We start from the raw sequence: 26766 nt of genomic DNA, 5'->3' as shown, positions 1-26766 counted from the left end.
TCCCCAAATGACACATAAAATTTTAATTATAGACGACGAAGAAAAACTAAGAAGTCTGCTCGCACGCATTATTAAATCGGAAGGATTTGAAGTGATTGAGGCCAAAGATTTGAAATCGGGTTTTAAAAAACTCGAACAAACTGATATTGATGTCGTTTTATGTGATGTAAAATTGCCTGACGGAAATGGCGTTGACTTTTTGCAAAATATAAAAACCAGCTTCCCTTTAATTGAAGTGATTTTACTTACTGCTTTCGGAAATATTCCGGATGGTGTTCAGGCCATGAAAAATGGTGCTTTCGATTATATTGTAAAGGGTGACGATAATGATAAAATTATTCCACTACTCTATAAAGCTGTCGAAAAAGTGCATTTGCAAAAAAAGGTAAAACAGCTTGAAAAACGCATCGGAGATAAATACTCTTTCAGTACCATCATCGGAAAATCAAAAGGAATTGAACAGGTGATCGATTTAGCCAAAAAAGTAGCTAAAACGGACTCGACTGTTTTGCTAACTGGAGAAACTGGCACCGGAAAAGAGGTTTTTGCACAAGCTATTCACGAAAACAGTAATCGTACAGGTAAATCTTTTGTCGCTTTAAACTGCAGTACTTTCAGCAAAGAAATTCTCGAAAGTGAGCTCTTCGGACATAAACAAGGTGCTTTTACAGGAGCTTTAAAAGATAAAAAAGGTTTTATTGAAGAGGCCAATGGCGGTACTTTATTTCTGGATGAGATTGGGGAAATGCCTATTGAACTGCAGGCCAAATTATTGCGTGTTTTAGAAACCAGCGAGTACATTCCGCTTGGAGATACCACTCCAAAGAAATCAAATTTCAGACTGATTGCCGCAACAAACAGAGATTTAAAAGTAGAAAGCGAAGAACACCGTTTTCGTTCGGATTTGTATTTCCGTTTAAACATTTTTGAGATTACACTGCCACCATTACGTGAAAGAATAAAAGATATTGCGCTTTTAACACATACTTTTGTCAAACAATTCTCTGAGAAAACGAATAAAAAGACATTACAAATAAGTGATGATTTTATCCATAAATTAGAACATTATTCCTGGCCGGGAAATATTCGTGAACTTAAAAACATTATCGAAAGGTCGGTTATTTTAAGCAGTGACGATACGCTGACCTCAGCTGTTTTACCATACGAAATGCAACAGGAAACAGAGAAAAACACTAAGCAAATGTCGGCCTTTTCGATGCAGAGTATTGAAAAACTGCACATTCAGAAGGTTTTAAATTATACCAAAGGAAATAAAGCCGAAACTGCCCGTTTACTCGAAATTGGCATTGCAACTTTGTACCGAAAATTAGACGAGTATGGGATTCAGTAGTAATGTGACAATGTGATAATGTGATAATGTGAAATGCGATTTGTGAAATTCTGACTTTTTACTTTTTAAATATCCTATTTTACCTTTTACATCTTACATTTCACATCTTATTCTTTACATTTTACACCTCACTTTTTACTTTTCACACTTCACAAGCAACTTAAAATTTCCTTATCATTTCAATAAAAGCTTATCATTTTGATAGGCTTTTTTTATGCCTCATTTTTGGCACAAACCCGCAATTCGTTTATCAGCAACACCTTACCTATTCCTTTACAATTTAGGTCTGACTTTTGGCATAAGTGGGAAGAACACAAAAATTCATTCTCATGAAAAATCAAGTCACTTCAATCTACAAACAAGCAGAACGCTTTGCTGAGATAACCAAAAAATCAATTATATCCGGCAATATTGTTCGGGCAAAAAAATGTCTTGCACTTGCTGAACGCCTATTCATCAGCGGAAGTTTCGAAACTAAAAACGCCATTTCAAATGTGTATGTTTTCTCTGTTTCTTCTTTTATGGAAATGCGTCACTGCAATATTTCACATCTTTTTCCACAAACGCTTAAGGCTGAATACATCCGACAAATTAATACTTCAGGAGTCTGATTTTAGTAAACTGTAAGATGTGAAAAGTAAAATGAGTTCATATTCGCAATTAACATCTCAAAAATCTAATGATCCAACAATCTAAATAATCTAATAATCCAATAATCTATGTTAATCACCTTTCTTTTACTCGCACTGGGTGCCCTGCTCTTTGGCATCTGTTTCAAATCTGTTGAATTTTTTGAAAAAATCTAAATCATGACAGCACTATTTATTATTTCGATCGCCGTTTTTGGCTATTTGGTTTACGTATTAATCAAACCCGAAAAATTCTAAAAAAATGAAAAAGTCACAATCCAAAAAAATATTTCTGGTATCTGTTTACATGGCTTGGACATTAGCCTTTATCATACTTATCATGTATCTGTAAAAGCTTAAACTTTATTTAATTTCTAACAAACAAAATATGAATACAGAGTTACTAGGTGTCATTGGTATTTTTATCATCACGATAGTTTTAGCCATTCCAATAGGAAAATATATTGCTAAAGTTTATCTAGGTGACAAAACACTTTTTGACCCAATTTTCAATCCAATTGAAAAAATTATCTTTAAAATCAGTGGTATCAATTCCACTGAAGAAATGAACTGGAAACAACACTTAAAAGCTCTTTTAGGTATTAACATGATTTGGTTCTTTCTTTGCTTCTTTATTTTATTGTTCCAGGGATCATTGTTTTTAAATCCCGATAACAACCCGTCGATGAGTCCGGATCTGGCTTTTAATACTGCCATTTCATTTGTTGTCAATTGTAATTTACAGCATTATTCAGGAGAGAGCGGTGTTTCTTATCTGTCACAAATGTTCCTAATGTTTCTTCAATTTGTCTCTGCCGGTGTAGGACTGGCCGCAGCTGCAATGGTGTTCACTGCAATGAAGGAAAGAACAACTGAAAAACTGGGTAACTTTTACAATTATTTCATCAAAAGCTGTACACGTATTTTATTGCCTCTTTCGGCTATTGTAGCAGTTGCTCTATTGTTTAGCGGAACTCCTATGACGTTTGAAGGAAAAGATGCTATTACAACTTTACAAGGTGACCAGGTAGAAGTTTCCCGCGGACCTGCTGCTGCCTTTATTGCTATTAAACATATTGGTACAAACGGTGGTGGTTTTTTTGGAGCCAATTCATCACATCCGCTGGAAAACCCAACCTATTTCAGTAATGCGGTTGAGTTATGGGCACAATTGATTGTTCCTTTTGCCATGATTTTTGCTTTAGGTTTTTATCTGAAAAAAAGAAAATTATCTTATGTTATTTTTGGCGTTATGACGGTTGGATTCCTCTTGCTTGTTATCCCAACGGTAATGAGCGAAATCAACGGAAACCCTGCTATTGAGAAAATGGGAATTGCTCAGACAACCGGAGCAATGGAAGGAAAAGAGGTTCGTTTAGGACCTGCCATTTCAGGCTTCTGGAGTATTGCTACAACGGTAATTTCTACAGGTTCTGTAAATAGCATGCACGACAGTTCAATGCCGGTTTCAGGAGCTATGGAATTGCTTGCCATGATGGTAAATGCCTTCTACGGTGGTTGTGGTGTTGGTATTCTGAACTTCTATATCTTCATTATTCTTGCTGTATTTATTTCAGGATTGATGGTAGGACGAACACCTGAATTTTTAGGAAAGAAAATCGAAGCCCGTGAAGTTAAGATTGCCGCTTTTATTGCTATCCTTCACCCACTATTGATCTTATCCGGAACTGCTTTAGCTTCTTATTTTGCGGCAAACGATACGGCAATGGGATGGTGGTTTAGCGGAAACGCAACAGGCTGGCTTAACAATCCCGGAAATCACGGATTCTCAGAAATGTTATACGAGTATACTTCAAGTGCAGCCAACAATGGCTCAGGCTTTGAAGGTTTAGGAGATAATAATCCGTTTTGGAATATCACTACAGGAATTGTTTTATTGTTAAGCCGTTTTATTCCAATCGTTGGACCATTGGCTATCGCAGGTTTACTGGCAGGTAAAAAATACATCCCGGAAAGTGCAGGAACTTTAAAAACGGATACTACAATTTTTGGAATAATGGTTTTTGCCGTAATCGCAATTATCGCTGCTTTATCATTCTTCCCGGCATTGGCTCTAGGTCCATTGGCAGAATACTTTACCATGTAAAAAATGTGAAATATGAGGTGTAAAATGAAATCGTATTCACAATTAACATTTTACATCTTACATCTCACAAATAACATTTCACAAATAACATTTTACACAAAGAAAAATGACTCATAATAAATCCACATCATTGTTTGAAAGCAAACAGGTAAAAGAAGCCTTGGTGCAGTCTTTTGTAAAGCTTAATCCAAAATTGATGATCAAAAATCCGGTAATGTTTACCGTAGAAATAGGAACTGCCATTATGTTTGCGGTTTGTGTTTCCATTTTAATGGGAGCTGCAGATCAAGGTAGTTTCATTTACAATTTAATTGTATTTTTAATTTTACTGGCCACTTTATTGTTTGCTAATTTTGCTGAAGCTATTGCTGAAGCCAGAGGAAAAGCACAAGCCGACAGTTTAAGAAAAACACGTGAAGAAACTCCGGCCCGACAAATTTTACCTAACGGAGAAATCAAAAACATCAGTTCTTCTGAATTGAAAAAAGGAGACATCTTCATTTGTGAATCAGGTGATTTAATTGCCACTGACGGTGAAATTATCGAAGGATTGGCTACTATAGACGAAAGTGCCATTACGGGAGAAAGTGCTCCTGTAATTAGAGAAGCCGGAGGTGATAAATCCTCTGTAACCGGTGGAACAAAAGTATTATCAGACAAAATAAAAGTAATTGTAACGTCTGAACCCGGCGAAAGCTTTTTGGACAAAATGATTGCTCTGGTAGAAGGTGCAAGCCGTCAGAAAACACCAAATGAAATTGCTTTGACGATTTTACTGGCTGCCTTTACTTTGATCTTCGTAATTGTTTGTGTGACTTTAAAACCATTCGCAGATTATGCAAATGCACCTATCACAATTGCTGCTTTCATCTCTTTATTTGTCTGTTTAATTCCAACTACAATTGGTGGTTTGCTTTCAGCTATTGGTATCGCGGGTATGGACAGAGCGTTGCGTGCTAACGTTATTACAAAATCAGGAAAAGCAGTTGAAACCGCCGGAGATATTGACGTTTTACTTTTGGATAAAACCGGAACCATCACCATTGGAAACAGAAAAGCAACGAATTTTTATCCTGCGAAAGGTGTTTCAGAAGAAGATTTTATAAAATCTGCCGTACTAAGTTCATTGGCAGATGACACTCCGGAAGGAAAAAGTATCGTGGAATTGGCTGGAGCCGAACTTGCCAATAAATTATCCATTGAAGGTGCTACTTTAATCAAATTTACCGCAGAAACCAGAACTTCCGGAGTTGTTTTAAAAGACGGTACCAATATTAGAAAAGGAGCTCAGGATGCTGCAAAAAACATTGCACTTCAGGCCGGAAACTCTTTCCCGGAAGATATTGCTCAAAAAGTAATTGATATTTCTTCTAAAGGAGGAACACCACTGGTAGTTATTAAAGACAATCAGGTACAAGGTGTTATCGAATTACAGGATATCATTAAAACGGGAATGAAAGAACGTTTTGACCGTTTGAGAAAAATGGGAGTTAAAACGGTAATGGTAACCGGAGATAATCCGCTTACTGCGAAGTTTATTGCCGAGGCTGCCGGTGTTGATGATTTTATCGCCGAAGCAAAACCTGAGGATAAAATGAACTACATTAAAAACGAACAAAATCTGGGTAAACTAGTTGCCATGATGGGTGACGGAACCAATGACGCTCCTGCCCTTGCACAAGCTAACGTGGGTGTTGCCATGAACAGCGGAACACAGGCCGCTAAAGAAGCCGGAAACATGGTGGATCTTGACAATGATCCAACAAAATTAATCGAGATCATCGAAATTGGAAAACAGTTATTAATGACTCGAGGAACTTTAACCACTTTCTCCATTGCCAATGACGTAGCGAAATATTTTGCTATTGTTCCTGCCCTTTTCATCACGGCAATCCCGGCATTGGAAGGTTTAAATATCATGCGTCTGCACAGTCCGGAAAGTGCTATTTTATCGGCTGTAATTTTTAACGCGGTGATTATTCCTATATTGATTCCATTAGCCTTAAGAGGTGTTGATTATAAACCAATCGGAGCAAGTGCGATCTTAAAAAGAAACTTATTGATCTATGGTTTAGGCGGTTTGCTTGTGCCTTTTATCGGAATTAAGTTAATTGATATAGTTGTTGCTCTATTTATGTAAACATGAAGTTACTAAGGGACTAAGCTGCTAAGATTCTGAGTTTTTCCCTTAGCATCTTAGAGACTTAGCGTCTCAGAAACTTAAAAAATAAAAAAAATGAAAAATATACTTTCACTATTAAAACTTACACTGATCACCGTAATTCTGTTTGCCGTTATTTATCCTCTGGCAATCTACGGAATCGCTCAATTTGCTCCAAATCAAGGAAAAGGAGAAACCATTTCGGTTAACGGAAAAGTGGTAGGGTACCAAAAAATTGGTCAGAAATTCGATAAACCCAATTATTTCTGGGGAAGACCTTCGGCTGTAGATTATAATGCCGCCGGAAGTGCCGGAAGCAATAAAGGACCAAGCAATGCGGAATATCTGGCTTTGGTTCAAAAAAGAGTGGATACATTTTTAATCGTTCATCCCTACCTGAAAAAATCTGAGATTCCTGCAGATATGGTTACAGCTTCAGGAAGCGGTTTAGATCCGAATGTTTCACCACAAGGTGCTTTGATTCAGGTAAAACGTATTGCCAAAGAAAGAAAATTAGACGAAGCTAAAGTGAAAGCTTTGGTAACATCTAAAATCAATACCGCTGTTGTGGGACCAGCAACGGTTAATGTTCTGGAACTTAACATTGCTCTTGATCAATTGAAATAAAGGTACTGAGATACTGAGATACTAAGGTTCTAAGGTTTTTCTTCGAACAGTTTTTGGAAACCTGTTAGGATATAAAATCGATTATAATACAAACCCCCTTTTTGCCCCAAATACCCTAGCCCCGATAGAAACGGAAATCCTTTTGTGTCCGCGGCGGCGGACACAAAAGATTGCAGTGGATAGCGGGATTAGCTCCTAAAAAAAATCTACTAAATAAATAATTGAATACCACAGAAATGAAAAAAACAATACTTACTGCTTTAATCGCTTTTGGTTTTAGCAATTTACACGCTCAGGAAGAATCTAAAAGTCCGTTTACATTTTCAGGATATGTAGACGTTTATTACAGCTATGATTTCGCAAAACCGAATAATCATACTCGTCCGGGATTTATTTACAACTACAATAGAAGTAATGAAATGAACATCAATTTAGGATTAGCAAAAGTGAACTACAGCAAAGGCAATGTTCGTGGGAATTTTGCCCTGATGGCCGGGACTTACGCTGAGTACAACCTGGCTGCCGAACAGGGTTTGTTAAAAAATGTATATGAAGCAAATGTGGGAGTGAAGATTTCTTCTTCTCATAACTTATGGGTCGATGCGGGAATTATGCCTTCACATCTTGGTTTTGAAAGTGCTATCGGAAAAGATTGTCAAAATCTAACCAGAAGTATTCTGGCTGAAAACTCTCCTTATTATGAAACGGGAGTTAAAATTGGTTACACGTCTGAATCCGGAGAATGGTATTTAGCCGGTATGTATTTAAACGGCTGGCAGCGTATCCAAAAAGTAGAAGGCAATCAAACTCCGGCTTTTGGAACTCAGGTTACCTACAAACCAACAGACAAAGTGGTTTTAAACTGGAGCACTTATGTTGGAAATGAACAACCGGATATCGACAAAAAATGGCGTTACTTTAATAATTTCTACGGACAATTTAAAGTAACGGATAAAACCAATATTACAGCTGGTTTTGATATTGGAACACAACAGTCGGCTAAAAACAGTAACAAATACGACACCTGGTTTTCTCCGATTTTGATTGTCCAATACAAACCTACTGATAAAATTCAGCTGGCAGCCCGTGGCGAATATTACAGTGATGAAAAAGGAGTAATTATTGCCACAGAAACTCCAAATGGTTTTAAAACTTACGGATTTTCAGCTAACTTTGATTACTTAGTGACTGATAATGTAATGTTTAGATTAGAAGCAAGAAATCTTTCCAGTAAAGATGAAATATTTACAAAAAACAATCTCCCAACGAATACGAACGCGTTTGTAACGACTTCGCTGGCGATTTCTTTTTAGCTTTAGGCTATAGGCTTTAAGCAGTAAGCTTTCGTGCTACTGCTTATTGCCTACTGCTTATTGCTTAAAGCAAAAAATATGGAAAAAGAAAATAATGCACAGCACTTTCTCGATTTAATTCAGAAATCACGAAAGGGAAAATTCAAAATCTACATCGGAATGAGTGCCGGTGTGGGTAAAACCTATCGGATGCTGCAGGAAGCACATTCACTCTTAAGAAATGGAATTGATGTAAAAATTGGTTACATCGAAACGCACATGCGAAAAGAAACGCATGAGCTTTTATCTGGTTTGCCTGTGATTCCACGGCGAACCATTTTCTATAAAGGGAAAGAGCTGGAAGAACTGGATGTACAGGCGATTATCAACCTTAGACCCGAAGTTGTAATTGTCGATGAACTCGCACACACCAACGTTGAAGGAAGCAAAAATGAAAAACGCTGGCAGGATGTTTTGGAAATTCTGGAAGCCGGAATCAATGTGATATCGGCAGTAAATATTCAACATATTGAAAGTTTAAATGAAGACGTTAAACGCATCACAAGCATTGATGTTCAGGAACGTATTCCGGACAATGTTTTACGATTGGCCGACGAAGTTGTAAACATCGATTTGACCTCTGAAGATTTGATTGCCCGTCTGAAAGAAGGAAAAATTTATACGGCAGATAAAATTCAGACCGCTTTGTCTAATTTCTTCAAATCGGAACAAATTTTACAACTGCGCGAATTGGCTTTGAAAGAAGTAGCCAGTCAGGTAGTGCGAAAAGTAGAGAACGAAGTACCTCAACTGCATGCTTTAAGGCATGAAAAATTACTGGCCTGTATTAGCAGCAACGATAAAACAGCCAAAATTGTAATCAGAAAAGCGGCACGTCTGGCTAGTTATTACAACGGATCCTGGTATGTTTTGTATGTAGAAACTCCCAAAGAAAGCAGCACCAAAATTGCGTTAGACAAACAACGGCATTTGATCAATAATTTTAAACTGGCTGTTCAGTTGGGTGCCGAAGTTATTAAAACAGAGAACCAAAATATTGCCGACGCCATTTTAATGACTGTTGAAGAAAAACATATTACAACGGTTTGTATTGGAAAACCACATTTAAATTTATTTAAAGTAATTTTGTCTACAACCATTTTCAGACGTTTGTTAAATAGTCTGTCTTTATCAAATGTGGATCTTGTTATATTATCGTGAAATGTTTTATGTAAAATGTGAGATGTGAGATGTTTTTGTGAAATACATTTTACATTTCACAACTACCTTTTTACTAGAAAAAATAAAATATGAGAATTAAAACCAAATTGAATCTGGGAGTCGGATTGTTATTTTTAATGATTATTATACTCTCATTAGTGAGCGGATATGCTGTGTTTTTGATAAAAGCAGATACCGAAAATATTCTGAAAGCAAATTACAATACGCTGGAATATTCCAGAAATATGATTTTGTCACTAGATGAAATCAAAGTGAATAGTGATAGTACGATTCATACTTTTAAGGAATATCTGGAGAAACAAACCCACAATGTTACAGAACCCGGAGAAAAAGAAGCCACTGCTAAATTGGAACATGACTTTGCCCTTTTAGAAAAAAACGGTTCTAACGAAACGGTGAAAGCACAAATCAGGCAGGATATTTTTTCGATAATGAAACTCAATCTGGATGCCATCAAACAAAAAAGCGATATTGCCAAACATACCGCCGAAAATGCTAATTTATGGATTGCCATTGTGGGAACGCTCTGCTTTTTAATCGCCTTCAATTTACTGGTAAATCTGCCCAATAATATTGCCAATCCAATTAAGGAACTGACCCAGAGTATTAAAGAAATTGCCAATAAAAATTATTCCGAACGGGTGCATTTTACCAATCATAATGAATATGGTGATTTGGCAAAATCCTTTAATACCATGGCGCAAAAACTTCAGGAATACAACAATAGTAGTTTGTACAAATTATTCTTTGAGAAAAAACGACTGGAAACCCTCATCAATAACATGCACGATCCCATTATTGGCTTAGACCATGAAGGTGTTATTTTGTTTGTGAATGATGAAGCCCTGAAAATTATCGGAATGAAACTGGAAGATGTTATCGGTCAATCCGCTTCTGCTTTGGCAGTTTCCAATGATTTGATTCGCTCTTTGATTCTGAAAGAAACGGCAAATGATTCTCAGAAAAAACAGCCGATGAAGATTTTTGCCCACGGAAAAGAAAGCTATTTTGATAAAGAAACGATCAATATTACCATAACTCCAACAGGCGAAGAAAAGGAAATTAATATTGGAGATGTTATCATCCTTCGAAATATTACCTTATTTAAAGAACTCGATTTTGCAAAAACTAATTTTATTGCAACCGTTTCACACGAATTAAAAACACCGATTGCGTCTATAAAACTGAGCCTTCAATTGCTTCAGAATAATAAAACGGGAGAGATGAACGACGACCAGAAACAACTCGTCGAAAGCATTAAAGAAGACAGTCAGCGTTTATTGAAAATCACGGGTGAATTGCTTAATTTATCTCAATTAGAAACCGGGAATATCCAGTTAAATATCGAAAAAAGCAATCCATACGCCATTGTAAATTATGCAACCGAAGCGGTAAAAATTCAGGCGGAGCAAAAGCAAATTAAACTCATAGTGGAAGCCAATGAACACCTGCAAAATGTAAAAGCCGACAGTGAAAAAACAGGATGGGTTTTGATTAATTATTTGTCGAATGCAATCACCTACTCGTCTGAAAAAAGTACAATTATTATCCGCTTAAAAGAAGAAAACGATCAGATTACGTTTCAGGTTATCGATACCGGAAAAGGAATTGATGCACGCTACAAAGACAAAGTTTTTGATAAATATTTTCAGATTCCGGGAAGTCAGAAATCAGGAACCGGATTGGGGCTCGCTATCAGTAAAGAATTTATTGAAGCTCAAAACGGAACGATTGGTGTTGAGAGTAATTTAGGCCTGGGAAGTACGTTTTGGTTTTCACTCAAGGTTTAGATAAATTCAATTTTATAACGATCCATTACTTGTACTGATTTTGGAATGGCACACGGATGACACAGATTTAAACCGATAAAAACGGATTTTTTTATTTATACGGTGAAAATAATCCATCTTATCTGCGTTATTAATCCGCCTAGTTAACAGCCAAATTCAATTTTACGACATTCGTCAGTCTGAGCGAAGTCGAAGACCTTTTCTACTACAAAGCCCTTCGACTTCGCTCAGGGTGATCACACAAAGCGGTATAATATTTAGTCAATCTTAATTCAATTATTTATTTTAAAGCCAGCAGGTTAATATTCGCTTAAGGTTCAGTTAAACCAAAAATACTTCGTGCATACATACGTTAATATTGCAACTTTTAACAATAACGAAAGATGTTTTACAAAACGATTTCTCTGGTATTTTTATTTGTTTTTTTTGGTGCTCAGGCACAGCAAAATGATTCGATTACGAAAGTGGACAGTACTTCACAACAATTAAAATTCAATTACAAGCAGCTCATCATTCCGGGCGTTTTAATTGGTTATGGAGTAATTGGACTTGAAAGCGACCAACTCTTAAGTTTTAATCATCAAATCAAAAATGAAGTTACTGAAGACATTGATAAAAAAATCACTATTGATGATTTCTCGCAATACGCGCCTGCAGCCTCAGTTTATGCCCTGAATGCTTTTGGTGTAAAGGGAAAAAATAATATGCGTGATCGCTCTGTCATTTTTGTAACTTCATACGTTATTATGGCTTCAACTGTCTTGGGTTTAAAATCGATTTCACATGTAGAAAGACCTGACGGAAGTTCAAAAAACTCTTTCCCTTCAGGACATACCGCAACTGCTTTTGCCGGAGCGGAATTTTTATGGCAGGAATACAAAGACAAATCAATTTGGTACGGAATTGCGGGTTATGCCGTAGCCACCGGAACGGGCCTTTTCAGAATATACAACAACCGTCATTGGTTAACGGATGTTGCTGCCGGAGCCGGAATTGGGATTTTGAGTACCAAAATTGCCTATTGGATTAATCCCTACATTACCAAAAAATTATTTAAATCATCTTCCGAAAACAAATCCACTTCTATGGTAATGCCTTTTTATAATGGCAAACAATATGGATTGGGTTTTGTGAAGGTTTTTTAGTTTTTTTATTGACTATAGTCTCCCTGAGCGAAGTCGAAGGGCTTCCTGGCGCAAAAGGGTCTTCGACTCCGCTCAGACCGACAGACAGCTATCAATCATAAATAGGGTTTAGATCTTAAATAAAATTCGTGAATTACTTCGTCTATTCGCTATCGCTCGGGTCGTGGCGAAAAAAAATAATTCTTCTAATCTGTGTAATCTGTGGCTAAAAAAATGCCTATTGATCATGGTCTCCCTGAGCGGAGTCGAAGGGCTTCCTGGCACAAAAGGTCTTCGACTCCGCTCAGACCGACAAACGGATATCAATTATAAATCGGGTTTAGATCAAAAATCGTTAATCTTCATTCTGAAATCTTATGTATTCGAAGTATTATTCTTAATCTCCATCACCTCTCTTTTTACCTGAAGAAGCAGTTCTTTCATGCTTTCCGTTTCAGACAATTGCTGCTTTTTGTCCGAACGGCCAATGTTGCACTCATATTCCCAAATCTCCAAAATATCAGAAGCTTTCACTTCATAATTGGGGTAAAAACTATTATCTGATTCTAAAACCAGACTATTTTTTTTGTTTTTGTTCAAACGCTTGTACACCATTCCTTCATTTTTGGTAATCAGGATATACGTTTTACCGTCCATCACCTCTCCCAGCCTTTCCACATAACGACCAATAATAATCGATCCGTCTTCGTGTGGCGGCATCGAATCACCTTCTACCGGAAATCCGCGATGTTTCCCAGGGCCTAAAAACGGAAGAGAAACCTGCTGTAGACTTTCAATATATTCCGGATCGGCATATCCATTCAGATAACCTGCTTTTGCTCTTTGGGATACAATTTCGATATAATTCTCTCCAAAATTATCAACCTGAATAGGTAGAATAAGCCGATTCCCTTCGAGTTTTATCAAATTTTCGATGTTTATTTTCCGAATATCGACTGACAATAATAAATCGATACTGGTATGAAAATACAAGGCGATTTTCTTTAAAATATCATACGGTGCTTCCGAAGTTCCGTCTTCGTATTTCACGTATCTTCCTCTTGTAATACTCAGGTTTTCAGCTAATTTCTCCTGCGATATTTTATGCTTAACCCTTAATGCTCTGATGTTGTCTGAAAATAAGGACATAATTAATTTGTTATAATTTGGAACAGCAAATATATGAAAAATGTTATTATCTGTACTAATTTTGTTTATTCCAAAAAACAAGAAAATGGCAAGGGCAATTGTACACATGGATCTGGATACTTTTTTGTATCCTGTGAAAGGTTAACCAACTCACAATTACAAGGATTACCTCTAATTATTGGAGGTGGTGATCGTGGCGTTGTTGCCTCTTGTTCTTATGAAGCCCGTAAATTTGGAGTCCGTTCTGCTATGCCCATTCGTATGGCATTAAAACTCTGTCCTGATGCAAAAGTAATGAAAGGCGATATGGAGTTGTATTCGCAATTATCGCATGATGTTACACAAATTCTTCAAGAAAAAGCACCTGTTTTAGAAAAAGCAAGTATCGATGAATTTTATCTCGACATTACCGGAATGGATAAATTTCACGGCAGTTATAAATGGACCAATGAGCTGGCCCAATCTGTAATGAAAGAAACCGGACTGCCTATTAGTTTTTCATTATCGATTAATAAAACGGTTTCTAAAATTGCAACCGGAGAAGGCAAACCGGTAGGGAATCTTGAAATTCAGGAACAGCATGTACAGGACTTTTTAAATCCTTTATCGATTCAGAAAATTCCAATGGTCGGAGCAGTTACTTTTCAGCTTTTGTCCAGAATTGGCGTTCGCAAAATTCAGACGCTAGCCGAAATGCCTGCCGAGGTGCTACAGCAAATGATTGGTAAAAACGGTCTGGAGCTCTGGAAAAAAGCACACGGAATCGACCACACTCCCGTTGAACCTTATACGGAAAGAAAATCAATATCTACCGAAACTACTTTTTCTCAGGATACGATTGACATTGCAAAACTCAAAAGAATACTTTTAGGAATGGTCGAAAAACTGGCTTTCCAGCTTCGCGCCGAACAATGGCTAACCTCAACCATTACGGTTAAAATACGTTACGCCAATTTTGATACCGAGACCAAACAATCTAAAATTGCCTATACCTCAGCAGATCATATTCTGACCAAAAATGTAACCGAATTATTTGATAAGGTCTACCAACGCCGAATGCGGCTTCGCTTAATTGGTATTCGCTTTAGCGGACTCGTACGCGGAACTTATCAAATTGATCTTTTTGAAGATACTCAGGAAATGCTATCACTCTACGCCGCTATGGACCGAATAAAAAACCGTTATGGCTATGATGCTGTAATGCGTTGCGCAGGAGCCCATTTTAAACCCAATACTAAAGACGAAATTTTAAAACGTACCAAATAATGCATCTTAATTGTCATTCCTTCCATTCATTACGTTATGGCACAATTCCGCTTAAAGAATTGGTTGACCAGGCTGTTTCTTGTGGGATAAAAGCAATGGCGCTTACAGATATTAATACTGTTACCGGAATTTATGATTTTATAAAAGCCTGTCAGGAAAAAGGAATTAAACCCTTAGTGGGAATGGAATTTCGATGCCGTCATCAATTCAGATATATTGGTCTGGCACAAAATACAGAAGGTTTGGGCGAAATGAACCGCTTCTTAACCCATCATAATTTCAGCGGAGAAGTTTTGCCTTCAATTGCACCTGAATTTAAATCAGTTTTCGTGATTTATACTTTAGAAAATGCTCCGGAAGTTCTTCGCGAAAATGAATTCATCGGTATTCGTCCTGAAGAAGTTTCCAGACTTCTTACATCCGAACACAAAAATAAAATAGATCAGATGGTCGTTTTACAGCCTGTTACTTTTAGGACTAAAACAGAACACAATCTGCATAAAATTCTCCGGGCAATTGATACTAATGTTATTCTATCTAAACTAACTGAATCTGATTATTGTAAAGCTTCTGAAATTCTGCAATCCTTGGAATCTCTTTTGCCTTTTTATGAAAAATATCCTGAAATTATATCCAACACTCAGAAAATTATTGATTCCTGTAATTTTGAATATGATTTTGGAGTTCCGAAAAACAAAAAATTCTATACTAATAGCCGTCAGGAAGATTTAGAAAAACTGACTGATTTAGCTTGGAAAGGATTCAAAAACCGTTATGAAGACGAGAATCAGGAAGCCAAAAAACGCGTCGAAAAAGAGCTAAAAGTTATTGATGAATTAGAATTCAGCGGATATTTCTTAATCACCTGGGACATTATTCAGTACAGCAACAGTCAGGGTTTTATGCATATTGGCCGCGGAAGCGGTGCCAACAGCATTATTGCCTATTGTCTCGGAATCACCGATATCTGCCCTATTGAACTGGATTTATATTTTGAACGTTTTTTAAACCTCAACCGCAAAACTCCTCCCGATTTTGATATTGACTGGAGCTGGCAGGAACGCAATATAATTCTGGAATATATCTTCGGAAAATACGGCAAAGATCATGTGGCTTTTTGCGGTACCAATGTCGAATTTAAATACCGTTCTATTTATAGAGAAGTGGGAAAAGTATTTGGTCTTCCGAAAGAAGAACTGGATATGCTGGCTAAAAATCCCGAGGAGCTTCACGAAACCAATAAAATTGTAAAACAGGTTCAGTATTATGGTCAGATGCTTAGCAAATACCCCAATCAACGCAGTATGCACGCCTGTGGTATTTTGATTTCCGAAGAACCTATTACGAATTATACGCCATTAGAAATGCCTCCAAAAGGCTTTCCTATCGCGCTTTTCGACATGCACATTGCCGAAGAGATTGGTTTCGAAAAATTCGATATCCTAAGTCAACGAGGTATTGGTCATATTGATGACAGTGTAAAACTCATCGAGAAAAACAGAGGGATAAAAGTCGATATTCGCAATACTTCGATTTCTAAAGACGAAGCTTTATGCAACATTTATCTGGCTCAGGGTCGCACTATTGGCTGTTTTTATATCGAAAGCCCTGCCATGCGTGGTTTACTACGCCGGCTGAATTGCGACAATTATAAAATTCTGGTAGCCGCTTCCTCTATCATTCGCCCTGGTGTAGCACAATCCGGAATGATGAAAGAATATATTTTTCGCCATAATAACCCCAATCAGTTTCAGTATTTCCATGACGTTTTTAAGGAACAGCTTGGTGAAACTTACGGCATTATGGTCTATCAGGAAGATGTGATCAAAATCGCACAACATTATGGAGGGCTACCCGCTGCAGATGGTGATATCCTGCGTAGAGCGATGTCCGGAAAAGGAAGATCCCTTGAAGCCTTGCAAAAAGTAAAAGACAACTTTTTTGCCAGCTGTGCTCAAAAAGGACATCCCGAAATACTGAGTCAGGAGATCTACCGCCAAATTGAATCTTTTGCGGGATATTCTTTCTGCAAGGCACACTCGGCTTCTTATGCTGTAGAAAGTTATCAGAGTTTATACCTCAAAGTTTATTATCCTGTAGAATTCATGACAGCGGTAATCAACAATCAGGGCGGATTTTACCGAACCGAAGTTTACGTACACGAAGCACGTATGTCAGGCGGAAGCATACACAACCCCTGTGTGAATAAAAGCGAATATCAGACTACTTTATACGGCACAGACATTTATCTTGGCTTTATGCATGTGCAGAGTCTGGAATCCAAAACAGCTCATTTGATCGAATCAGAGCGGGAGAAAAATGGTGCTTTTCTTTCATTGGAGGATTTTATCAACAGAATTCCTATTGGGATTGAAAACATGAAAATTCTAATTTTTATAGATGCTTTTCGTTTTACAGGAAAAACCAAAAATCAGCTTTTAGTTGTTGCCAGTTTGCTTTTGAATAATTTCAAACCCGAAAACAGAAATCTGAGGCTGATACAGGAACCGGTAAAAGAATACAAACTCCCAACTTTAGAACGTTCTTTATATGAAGATGCCTTTGATGAGATTGAGCTCTTGAGTTTTCCTGTTTCCTGTACTGTTTTTGATCTTTTGCAAACCAAATATCGTGGTGATATTATGGCCCGGGATTTAACAGCCTGCCATAAAAAACAGGTTCGTATGCTTGCTTATCTGATTTCAAGAAAACAGGTTCCAACCAAAAAAGGAACCATGTATTTTGGCACCTGGATCGATCATGAAGGTACTTATTTTGACACCGCACATTTTCCGGACAGTCTCGCAAACTATCCTTTTCAGGGTGGTGGCTGCTATCTTTTGCTAGGAAATGTCGAAGTCGATTATCATTTTCCAACCATTACCATAACCAAAATGGCCAAAATGCCTTTTATTCCCGATCCTCGTTATATGGATGCTAAAGATCAGTTTAAAACACAGCGCCAGATTAAGGAAGATGTCAGTCCAACACATCGGGAGCCTTATCCGCAAAGACATGAAATTAATTTACCCCGACACCGAATGAAATTTTAGCTTTCAATCGCAGTCGACACCGTTTTCAGCCAAATAAACAGTCCTTAAAAAGTGTACACTGAGACTGAAAACTAAAAAGAAATAAGTTAGACGTTATACAAATAAGATGAAAAAGCAGGAATATGCCATAGTCGATATTGAAACCACAGGTGGTAACGCCAGTGGCAGCTGCATTACAGAAATTGCCATTGTCATTCACGACGGCAAAAAAGTAATGGAACGCTTTGAGACGCTCGTAAATCCGCAGAAGGAAATACCGCTTCCCATTTTTGCCTTAACAGGTATTAATAATGAAATGGTAGCCAATGCTCCTATTTTTGATGATATTGCCGAAAAAGTAATGGAATTGCTAAACGACCGGATCTTTGTTGCTCATAATGTCAATTTCGATTATTCGTTTGTTCGCCACCAGCTTGAGGCATCCGGATTCAAATGGACTGCCAGAAAGTTATGTACCGTTCGCGCAGCCAGAAAAATCAGACCGGGTTTTGCCTCCTATAGTTTAGGAAAACTTTGCAATTCGCTCGACATCCCTTTAGAAAACAGGCATCGTGCCGGAGGCGACGCAGAAGCTACTGCTATATTGTTTTCGCGATTACTCGAATGGGACAATGAAGGTCATATCGAACAAATGATCAAAAACACGGCACAAGATCAGCGCTTACCTCCTAACCTTCCGCCGGAAGATTTTAATAATTTACCGGAAAAACCAGGTGTATATTATTTTTACAATGAGGTTAAAAAAGTAATCTACGTGGGAAAAGCGGTTAATATAAAAAAACGTGTTGCTTCTCATTTTAGTGGTCATAATATCAATCCGCAAAGACAACATTTCTTACGGGATATTTATTCCATTTCCTATGAAGTTTGTGGCAACGAGTTGATGGCACTTCTGTTGGAATGTACTGAAATCAAACATCTTTGGCCTACTTACAATAGAGCTTTAAAACGATTTGAACCAAAATTTGGATTGTATCAATATGAAGCCCGCAATGGATATAAGTATCTGGCTATCGGGAAACTCAATAAATTTCAGTCGTGTATTGAGCACTTCAGTAGTTTACACGAAGCAACAAATATACTGCGGGGTTTAGCAGAACGATTTGAAATTGATTATAGATTTTGCAAATATTCAAAAGCTGAAGAAGGAGAGCTATTTCAAAATAATGATATCACAAATTTGCCGGATACCTTCCTCCACAATGAGCAAGTCGACAATGCTATTGATTTTTTACAAAATAACAGACCCACTTTTGCCATTATAGAAAAAGGAAGAACAGCGCACGAACGCAGTTGCATTTGGATAGAAAACGGTCATTTTTATGGTATGGGATATATTCCGTTAGATGTTGCGATTACGGATCCTTCAGAAGTAAAAAATTATGCAACGCCTTATAAAAGCAATCAATACATTGAACAGTTGATTTTTGCTTATGCAGAGAAGAATCCCCGAAAAGTTTTTTTCAACAAAAATTTGCTGACATCAAGAATATAAAACGAATCTAATTTTAAAAATAGAGCTATAAACTTAACGTATTGACTTATGACACTATTTAGCGATACCGAATTATTTGCCACAGGTTTGAAAGGAAAAAAGATATTTGATTTGCCTGATGCAGAACTTATTTTGATCGACAACTTTTTTACCAAAGAAGAATCCGATCGTTTTTATGAAAAAATACTTCATCAAACGAAATGGAGAGAGTATGAAATGGAAATGTATGATAAAATTGTTACAGCTCCCCGAATGATTTCATGGTACGAAGATAAAGATAATGTTGGAGCAGATCCAAATGGTCCTGACTGGACTTATGAATTATTAACTATCAGAGGCCGTGTCGAAAGAGAAACCCAGCTTGAATTTAATAGCCTCCTGCTTAATTTATATCGAAATGGCAATGATGGTGTTTCCTGGCACAGTGACAAAGAACATAACTCCGGCCCAGACCCCATTATTGCTTCGGTCACTTTTGGAGAAACCCGAATGTTCCGATTGCGTCATAAATTCCGGAAAGAAATCCCACAGGTGGAGATTCCGCTCCATCATGGTTCCTTTCTGTTAATGTCAGGAACGACCAATAGTTTTTGGCAACATCAGGTTCCAAAAACGGCACGAGATGTTTTACCAAGAATCAACTTAACCTTTAGAAGAACGAACAGAAAAAGCTGATTTTCTAAAACTTGTACTGAAATATAATAACTGAAAAGGCGTTATTTCTATTCTAAAATAGTGTAGAAAATTCCTCCTCAAAAAGTTAAAATCCTCAGTGTATGAACCTTTTACTAGGAAAACCCTATCTTTTTTACTACTTTTGCAACCTTTTTTTACATATACATTACCACAATGGCTTATTCAAACAATGATTTAATGCGTTTTTTAGATGCACAAAACAAACTTTATCTTACTGCTCTTTCCGAAATCAAAAAAGGAAAAAAGGAGACACACTGGATGTGGTTCATTTTTCCTCAGATAAAAGGATTGGGTAAGAGCGATACAGCAAATTATTACGCCATTAACGATCTAAAAGAAGCAACCGAGTTTTTAGAACACCCTATTTTAGGGAAACATCTTATCGAAATTTCTGAACTGTTTTTAACTTTTAAAAGAAAATCAGCCGATGGAATTTTAGGAGATTTAGACGCCCGTAAATTACGTTCGTCTATGACGCTTTTCTCTTTGGCAGAAAATACAAATCCTGTGTTTCAGGAAATTTTGGGTGCTTTTTTCTCAGGAGAAACAGATCCTCTTACTTTATCTATTATTAATTCAACGATAGAATCAACTGTTGAAGCCGAAATCGCTTAATTTACACAAGCCCGCTTCCAGGATTATTTACATTTAAAACACTACTTTTTGCTTTTGCGCATAAGTAGTGTTTTTTTTTTTATTACTCAGGACAGAGCACCAAAAAAGAACTCTCTCAAAGATTTCTGTTGCGCTCCGTTGGAGCTTTTGATCTTGCGAAATCACATGCTTTATAAATATTTTGCTCCCCTGGAACAATTTCAGAACACACCTATCTGTAGTCTCTTTTAAGAAAAATTTCATATAAAAAAGGAGCTTCGACTTCACTCAGCCAGACTGACCACATAAAAAAATCTCTTTTTTTTGCATGCAGATCTGGCAAATTTCCGGAGACACTAAATTTTATGGCTAAAAAAATGCCTTGTCAAAGACAAGGCATTTATATTTTGAAGTAAACATCAAAGTTAAAAAATTGCAGGCACCCATTTGGTACATAAAACTTGTAAACAAACTTAACCTTTAAACCTTTGCCTCTCTGAACCTTTACAACCTTATATTATTCTTCTTTCGGTTTATTCAGGTAGTACACTGGTATTCCGGTCAACATAATTAAAACTCCCCATCCACAAGTTGAGAATTTGGTAATTAATAGCGAAATACAGATTGCGCTTGCGATTACAATATACAACATAGGTAAAAACGGATATCCAAAAGCTTTGTAAGGTCTTTCAATATTCGGCATCTTTTTTCTCAAAATAAAAATACCATAAATCGTTAAAATATAGAAAATCAATACAATGATGATTACAAAATCCAGCAGATCTCCATACTTTCCTGTCAAACACAAAGCCGAAGCCCAGAAACACTGTGCCCACAAAGCCCATCCAGGAACACTCGACTCGTTTAAAACAGCTGCTTTTTTAAAGAAAACACCGTCTTTCGCCATCGTGTAATACACTCTCGCACCTGCCATAATTAATCCGTTGTTGCAGGCAAAAGTCGAAATCATAATCATTATTGCTATAATCAATGTACCCATATTGCCAAAAATGTAATGTGAAGCCACTACCGCTACTCTGTCTGATTTAGCTGTAGCAATCTCCTCAAACGGAACTACCGCCAAATACATCAAATTGGTTAGCACATAAATAATCGTTACTATAAAAGTTCCTAAAAACAAACTTAGACCTACATTTCGTTTTGGATTTTTTATTTCTCCTGCAATAAAGGTAACTCCATTCCAGGCATCACTGGAAAATAAGGACCCCACCATTGCGGCAGAAATTCCGGTAATCAAAGTGGTTCCACTAATAGGCAGCCATGAACCGCTTTCGGCATTATAGCTACGTGTCACCCAGCCATCAGTCCAATTGGCATCCCAGATTGAAGCTTTAGCACCTAAGGTTAGACCAAAAACGATTAATCCCAACAATGACAAAATTTTGATGATGGTTAAAACGGTTTGCAGAATTTTTCCGTTTTTCACCCCTCTACTATTAATGAACGTTAATACAATAATTGTAAAAATCGAAACCAACTGAGCGGCGTTGAGTTTAAAGAAACCTAATTCATAAAGTATATTTTCATCGCTCAATGGTTCGTACAAATAAGCTGCAAATTTTGAAAAAGCAACTCCTACCGCAGCAATTGTTCCGGTCTGAATTACAGCAAAAAAGCTCCATCCGTACAAAAAGGCAATTAGTTTATTGTAAGCTTCCTTTAAATACACATACTGTCCTCCTGCTTTTGGAAACATCGCGCTAAGTTCACCATAACTTACTGCGGCTATAACCGTAATCAGTCCGGAGAGCAGCCAAATTAAAGTTAACCATCCTGCCGAACCTACTTGTCTGGCGATATCGGCACTCACAATAAATATTCCTGATCCAATCATAGAACCTACCACAAGCATGGTTCCGTCTAATAATCCAAGTTCTCTTTTAAAATGTTCCTGGTCGTTTTCTTGCATAATTTTAGTTTTTCGGTTGGTTAAAGATATACTTTTTTCTGAAATTTAAGATTTTAGAGTGTTGATTTTAGATTCTTATTTATAGTCCTTAGACGGAGTAAATCCATTAGACAATCATGAAAAACTTTTTAATCCTGAAATTACCAAATCTCAGGAGATTCAAAAATCAAAAAAGCAACAACTTCTAAACAATTACAAGAGTAATTCTATATTTTAGTACCAATTAAAGTTCAATATTGCAGAACAACAAACTATAAAAATGGAATCAAAATATCTATATGGAGCAAATGTCTAAAGAAGAGATAATAATCAACAAGATTGCCCAAGATAAAATAGACTTTAATATCGGGGTACAGCTTTTATTGGAAAATGCTGAATATAATTTCGAAAGACTTTTTACCACTTTAAAAAATTATATCTTCAACTCTATTCCCGAAAAAACTCATTATGATACCGAAACTTATCAGCATGCGCTTCAAACCATTCCATTAAAATCAACCTATACCCCTATTGTACTTTTAAAAAGTTACCCAACACGAATTGCTTTTTACAAACTAGCGGAACTTCCCGAAAACGAGAACAAAAAAATTCTAACCTCACTACTTTGGATTTTTAAAGTAACAGACACTGAAAGAAGAAATACAGAGTGTAAAAATGGCTGTGGGCACTTTTGGCATGAATAAGAATAAAATATACATACCATTCTATCTGTAAATACTTAGAAACTACAACTCAGCCAAAAGTTGTGTTTTTTTTTATACCCCACAAGAAGAACTTCTTTTTAATTCATCAAGAATTGTTAAACAAAAACTTTTCTGTTTAACCCTTTTCAGTTTGTTCTTATGTATTAAATTTTAAAATTGTTTTCCTTTTCTTAGTCTTACTAATTTAAAATAAGAGCCTTCACAGAATACATTTTATTTATTTACAACAAAATTGGAACAAAAATTAATTATCCCGTAAGAAAAAAAACACTAATTCTAAAATTCTGTTCTTTTTTTACTAAATTTATGCATGCATAAAACAATTTTGAAAAATCAATCTTTTATTAACAATTGTTTATTTTAAAACCGTCAAAAGACAACACTCTCAGTAACCTGATTTTTTTTAAAGGACTCCTTCAACAATAAGCGCTCTTAACAGAAAAAGCAGTATTAACCTCCAAATCTGAAAACTATGTCTAAGAGTCCGTTTTTTAAAAATATACGCTTCCCGAATGTTTTCATTCTATTGATAATTGTATTTATTTCCTGCGCTTTACTTATCTGTATCAACTTTTTTACCATAAAAATACTCTCCGCAAACAGGGCTTATGTTCATGGGGAATCACATTATTCAAAAGGACAAAAGGATGCTGCACGATATCTCATTATGTACCTTTTCACTAAAGACACAAACCAATGGAAGCTCTTTTCTCAGGAGTTAAAAGTCCCTCAGGGTGATGGTATTGCCAGGAGATCGCTTTTGAAATATGGAGACAACGAAATTGCCCGAAGAGGGTTTCTAACAGGACGAAATCATAAAGATGACCTGGATGACATTGTCTGGCTGTTTGTAAACTTCAAAGATGTATCTTTTTTGGCAAAAGCGATTCACGAATGGGGTCAGGGTGACGAATTAATCGCTAAATTATCTAAGTTGGGTCAGCAAGTCGATGCGCAGATCAAACAAAATCTATTAACTCCGGCCAGTCAGCAAAAATTTCTTAATGAAATTAGTACGATCAGCGATAAACTCACTATTAACGAACGTAACTTCCTAAATACTCTGGGAGAAGGAACACGAAAAATCAAAAGTCTTCTGATCATCACCAATATTATTTTTATTCTGATCATCGTAATAAGCGTGTGCACCTACTATTCGATTATGGTCAAACGTTTGGTCATCTCCAAAAAAGAAATTGAAGAAAAAAACGAAAATCTAATCCATGTAAATCATGAACTGGACCGATTTGTCTATAGCGCATCACACGATTTAAGGTCACCTATAACATCACTAAAAGGATTGATCGAAATTACTCAACTAGAGGATGATATTGAACAAGTCAGAGACTACTTAACACTCATGCACAAAAGCCTTGTCAGACAAGATCAGTTCATAGTTGATATTATAGATTATTCCAAAAACAAACGAAAACAAGTTATTATAGAACCTGTCAGTTTAAAAGAATTATTTGACGAATCCATTTCGCAGTTGATGCATATTGAAAATGCCAATAAAATAAAATTTACAAAAGAACTATTAATCGATACCATTCAAAGCGATGACTTGCGTTTGAGAATCATTATCTCGAATTTGCTCTCGAATGCTATAAAATATGCCGACATTAATAAGGAGGAAATGTTTATTTCGATTAAAACTTATACGGAAGAGGGTTACAACAAAATTGAAATAACAGATAACGGTATTGGAATTAAAGATGAATTTAAAAACAATATTTTTGAAATGTATTTTGGTACGAACAAAAACAAAGGTTCGGGATTGGGTCTTTACATTGTAAAGGAAGCTGTAGAAAACATCAAAGGAAGTATTTCTGTTTTCTCTGAAAACACTATCGGAAGTAAATTTATTGTAGCAATTCCAAATTATCATGGAAATTAAGCCCATATTCCTGGTTATCGAAGACAATTTGATTGATCAGCTTGTCATCAAACAACTACTGACAAAAGTCCTTGATATCGATCAGATCATCATTGCGAATAATGGCAGAGAGGGAATTCAGTGGCTTGTTACTAAAAACAATGACCACCCACTTATCATTTTACTGGATATTCAAATGCCAATAATGAATGGTTTTGAATTCTTAGAGGAATTTCATAAATTAAAAAAAGGAATAAAAAAAGGAATCCAAATTTACATACTTTCATCGACTTTAGATCCTGACGAAATTGCTGCAATTACAGCAAATAAGTATGTAAGTGCTTTTTTAAACAAGCCGTTTCCAATAGATGAATTTAAAACAATACTGCTTAACTATTAAAAACTATTGAAGAACACGGTTTACCTGAGAAAAACTTCTTTGGTAATAAGGTTCTTTTGTGGACGAAATCATTACCCCACCGTGTGTAGAAGAATGCACAAACTTAATCTCTCCTTCGGTCACTTCTACAACCATTCCAACATGATTGATACGGCGTCTTCCGTTAGTTTTAAAGAAAATCAAATCTCCTTTTTGTGCGGCATCAGTGTCAACTCTAACTCCAATTCTGGATTGTTCTATCGAACTTCTAGGCAGTTTAATGTCAAAATTATTAAAGGTACAAATCATTAATCCTGAGCAATCAAAACCAGCTTTTGTGGTTCCACCTGACCGGTAACGCGTCCCGATATTTTCCGTTGCGTTTACAATCAATTGCTCAATAAGTTCCGAATTATTGTTTATCCCTCTAACAAATGTGGAATCTTTTTTCACAACAGTTTCCTCAGCAATTTGTATAGATGGTGTCGATATCGTGGTTTCGATAGGTTTTACTTCTTGTAAGGCTGCCGCTTTTTCCGGAGAAACATTAATCTTAAGCAGATACCCCACTTTTAACCTCTTTTTAATTGCAGGATTTTGTTTTTCCAGTTCTTTAACGGTTATTCCAAACTCCTTTGCAATCGCATATTTCGTTTCTTTTGACAAAACTTCTCTGGTTACCTCAACCATTGCAGGTTCCTGAACTTTCTCGATTACCGGAACTATTGCTACGGTTGTTGTAGTTGTATTAGACGGAATATTAATTTGCTGTCCGATTTTTAAACCTTCACTTTCCAGAAGCGGATTGGCTTTCTTTAAGTCATCAACTGAAACATTGTATTTTTTGGAAATTCCCCAAAGCGTTTCTTTGGCAGCAACTTCATGGGAGCCTGGAATAGTTTCCGGAGTAGCATTTGCTATAATTTCTTCAGGCTTTTTGGCTGCTGTTTTAGCAACTGTTTTATTGCGATTTGGGATTAACAGAACCGAATTTAACTTTAGAACTTTGGGTGCATTAGGATTTGCTGCTGCAATATCTTTTGGTTTTACTCCGTACTTTTTAGCAATTACAGTAAGATTTTCTCCTTGTGAGATTTTATGCTTAATAAACTTTTCTTGTGAGAAAGCACCAACACTGAAAAAAAACAAAATTGCTATTAACCTGAAAACCATTATCTGTTACATTTACATCTATTATTATACGCTCTGAATGCAATTACTTTTCTGAATTATAGGCCCAAAAAAAGTAATTGTTTTACCCGAAAAGCGAATTTAACTTTTTAAAGTAAAAAAAACATCTT

Annotated in this window: 20 protein-coding genes and 1 pseudogene; 18 read left to right on the top strand and 3 right to left on the bottom strand. The window is 36.5% G+C overall.

Features of this window, described 5'->3' with window-relative positions; all coding sequences use genetic code 11:
• Positions 1-7 precede the first annotated feature (7 nt).
• The 10 genes from M4I44_RS10265 to M4I44_RS10220 all read left to right on the top strand — a co-directional run bounded on the left by M4I44_RS10265 (position 8) and on the right by M4I44_RS10220 (position 12344).
• The gene (locus M4I44_RS10265; RefSeq protein ID WP_070905467.1) at positions 8-1351 is read left to right on the top strand and encodes a sigma-54 dependent transcriptional regulator; all 1344 of its coding nucleotides are present in this window, start codon (positions 8-10) and stop codon (positions 1349-1351) included.
• A gap of 329 nt (positions 1352-1680) precedes the next feature.
• Positions 1681-1962, top strand: a complete 282-nt coding sequence (locus M4I44_RS10260) for a hypothetical protein (RefSeq protein WP_202702669.1) — start codon at positions 1681-1683, stop codon at positions 1960-1962.
• Between the two features lie 198 nt (positions 1963-2160).
• Positions 2161-2238 (top strand): K(+)-transporting ATPase subunit F, encoded by a 78-nt coding sequence (gene kdpF, locus M4I44_RS10255; RefSeq protein WP_072975519.1) that lies wholly within the window; start codon positions 2161-2163, stop codon positions 2236-2238.
• A 130-nt stretch (positions 2239-2368) separates the two neighbouring features.
• The gene (gene kdpA, locus M4I44_RS10250) at positions 2369-4087 is read left to right on the top strand and encodes a potassium-transporting ATPase subunit KdpA (RefSeq protein WP_249967219.1); all 1719 of its coding nucleotides are present in this window, start codon (positions 2369-2371) and stop codon (positions 4085-4087) included.
• A gap of 106 nt (positions 4088-4193) precedes the next feature.
• Positions 4194-6227, top strand: a complete 2034-nt coding sequence (gene kdpB, locus M4I44_RS10245) for a potassium-transporting ATPase subunit KdpB (RefSeq protein WP_249967218.1) — start codon at positions 4194-4196, stop codon at positions 6225-6227.
• A gap of 96 nt (positions 6228-6323) precedes the next feature.
• Complete coding sequence (locus M4I44_RS10240) at positions 6324-6875, top strand: K(+)-transporting ATPase subunit C (protein WP_249967217.1); 552 nt, start codon at positions 6324-6326, stop codon at positions 6873-6875.
• A gap of 236 nt (positions 6876-7111) precedes the next feature.
• Entirely contained in the window at positions 7112-8188 is a 1077-nt protein-coding gene (locus tag M4I44_RS10235) for a porin (RefSeq protein WP_249967216.1), read from the top strand.
• Positions 8189-8266: 78 nt separating this feature from the next.
• Positions 8267-9388 carry a histidine kinase gene (locus M4I44_RS10230; protein ID WP_070905472.1) on the top strand — a complete coding sequence of 374 codons (1122 nt, stop codon included), beginning with the start codon at positions 8267-8269 and terminating at the stop codon, positions 9386-9388.
• Between the two features lie 89 nt (positions 9389-9477).
• Positions 9478-11199 (top strand): ATP-binding protein, encoded by a 1722-nt coding sequence (locus tag M4I44_RS10225; protein ID WP_249967215.1) that lies wholly within the window; start codon positions 9478-9480, stop codon positions 11197-11199.
• 383 nt (positions 11200-11582) lie between these two features.
• Positions 11583-12344, top strand: a complete 762-nt coding sequence (locus M4I44_RS10220) for a phosphatase PAP2 family protein (protein ID WP_249967214.1) — start codon at positions 11583-11585, stop codon at positions 12342-12344.
• 354 nt (positions 12345-12698) lie between these two features.
• On the opposite strand, the gene M4I44_RS10215 is transcribed toward M4I44_RS10220, so the two are convergent.
• Positions 12699-13472, bottom strand: coding sequence for a LexA family transcriptional regulator (locus M4I44_RS10215; RefSeq protein WP_026110019.1), 774 nt, complete (start codon positions 13470-13472; stop codon positions 12699-12701).
• Positions 13473-13557: 85 nt separating this feature from the next.
• On the opposite strand from M4I44_RS10215, the pseudogene dinB reads away from it, so the two are divergent.
• The 5 genes and pseudogenes from dinB to M4I44_RS10190 all read left to right on the top strand — a co-directional run bounded on the left by dinB (position 13558) and on the right by M4I44_RS10190 (position 20597).
• Positions 13558-14738: pseudogene (gene dinB / locus M4I44_RS10210) on the top strand (DNA polymerase IV).
• Positions 14738-17791: a DNA polymerase III subunit alpha gene (locus M4I44_RS10205; RefSeq protein WP_249967213.1), complete on the top strand. Its 3054-nt coding sequence runs from the start codon at positions 14738-14740 to the stop codon at positions 17789-17791. Before dinB ends, M4I44_RS10205 begins: the two are co-directional and overlap by 1 nt.
• 106 nt (positions 17792-17897) lie before the next feature.
• Positions 17898-19286 (top strand): exonuclease domain-containing protein, encoded by a 1389-nt coding sequence (locus tag M4I44_RS10200; RefSeq protein WP_249967212.1) that lies wholly within the window; start codon positions 17898-17900, stop codon positions 19284-19286.
• Positions 19287-19334: 48 nt separating this feature from the next.
• Complete coding sequence (locus tag M4I44_RS10195) at positions 19335-19961, top strand: alpha-ketoglutarate-dependent dioxygenase AlkB (RefSeq protein ID WP_017496748.1); 627 nt, start codon at positions 19335-19337, stop codon at positions 19959-19961.
• Positions 19962-20135: 174 nt separating this feature from the next.
• On the top strand, positions 20136-20597 hold the full coding sequence (locus M4I44_RS10190; RefSeq protein WP_249967211.1) for a DUF1810 domain-containing protein: 462 nt from the start codon (positions 20136-20138) through the stop codon (positions 20595-20597).
• A 496-nt stretch (positions 20598-21093) separates the two neighbouring features.
• Here M4I44_RS10190 and M4I44_RS10185 read toward each other — a convergent pair whose 3' ends face one another.
• Positions 21094-22506, bottom strand: coding sequence for an APC family permease (locus M4I44_RS10185; RefSeq protein WP_017496745.1), 1413 nt, complete (start codon positions 22504-22506; stop codon positions 21094-21096).
• Between the two features lie 278 nt (positions 22507-22784).
• On the opposite strand from M4I44_RS10185, the gene M4I44_RS10180 reads away from it, so the two are divergent.
• The 3 genes from M4I44_RS10180 to M4I44_RS10170 all read left to right on the top strand — a co-directional run bounded on the left by M4I44_RS10180 (position 22785) and on the right by M4I44_RS10170 (position 25486).
• Positions 22785-23189, top strand: coding sequence for a DUF5958 family protein (locus tag M4I44_RS10180; RefSeq protein ID WP_249967210.1), 405 nt, complete (start codon positions 22785-22787; stop codon positions 23187-23189).
• Between the two features lie 493 nt (positions 23190-23682).
• Complete coding sequence (locus M4I44_RS10175) at positions 23683-25107, top strand: HAMP domain-containing sensor histidine kinase (RefSeq protein ID WP_249967209.1); 1425 nt, start codon at positions 23683-23685, stop codon at positions 25105-25107.
• Complete coding sequence (locus M4I44_RS10170; protein WP_017496742.1) at positions 25097-25486, top strand: response regulator; 390 nt, start codon at positions 25097-25099, stop codon at positions 25484-25486. Before M4I44_RS10175 ends, M4I44_RS10170 begins: the two co-directional genes overlap by 11 nt.
• A gap of 3 nt (positions 25487-25489) precedes the next feature.
• On the opposite strand, the gene M4I44_RS10165 is transcribed toward M4I44_RS10170, so the two are convergent.
• On the bottom strand, positions 25490-26638 hold the full coding sequence (locus tag M4I44_RS10165; protein ID WP_249967208.1) for a peptidoglycan endopeptidase: 1149 nt from the start codon (positions 26636-26638) through the stop codon (positions 25490-25492).
• Positions 26639-26766: the final 128 nt, after the last annotated feature.

This window comes from Flavobacterium sp. B183 (genome assembly GCF_023539155.1).
Taxonomy (GTDB): Bacteria; Bacteroidota; Bacteroidia; order Flavobacteriales; family Flavobacteriaceae; genus Flavobacterium; species Flavobacterium tructae.
Note: the sequence above shows the minus strand (reverse complement) of the source record. Positions and strands in the feature narration are given on the sequence as shown.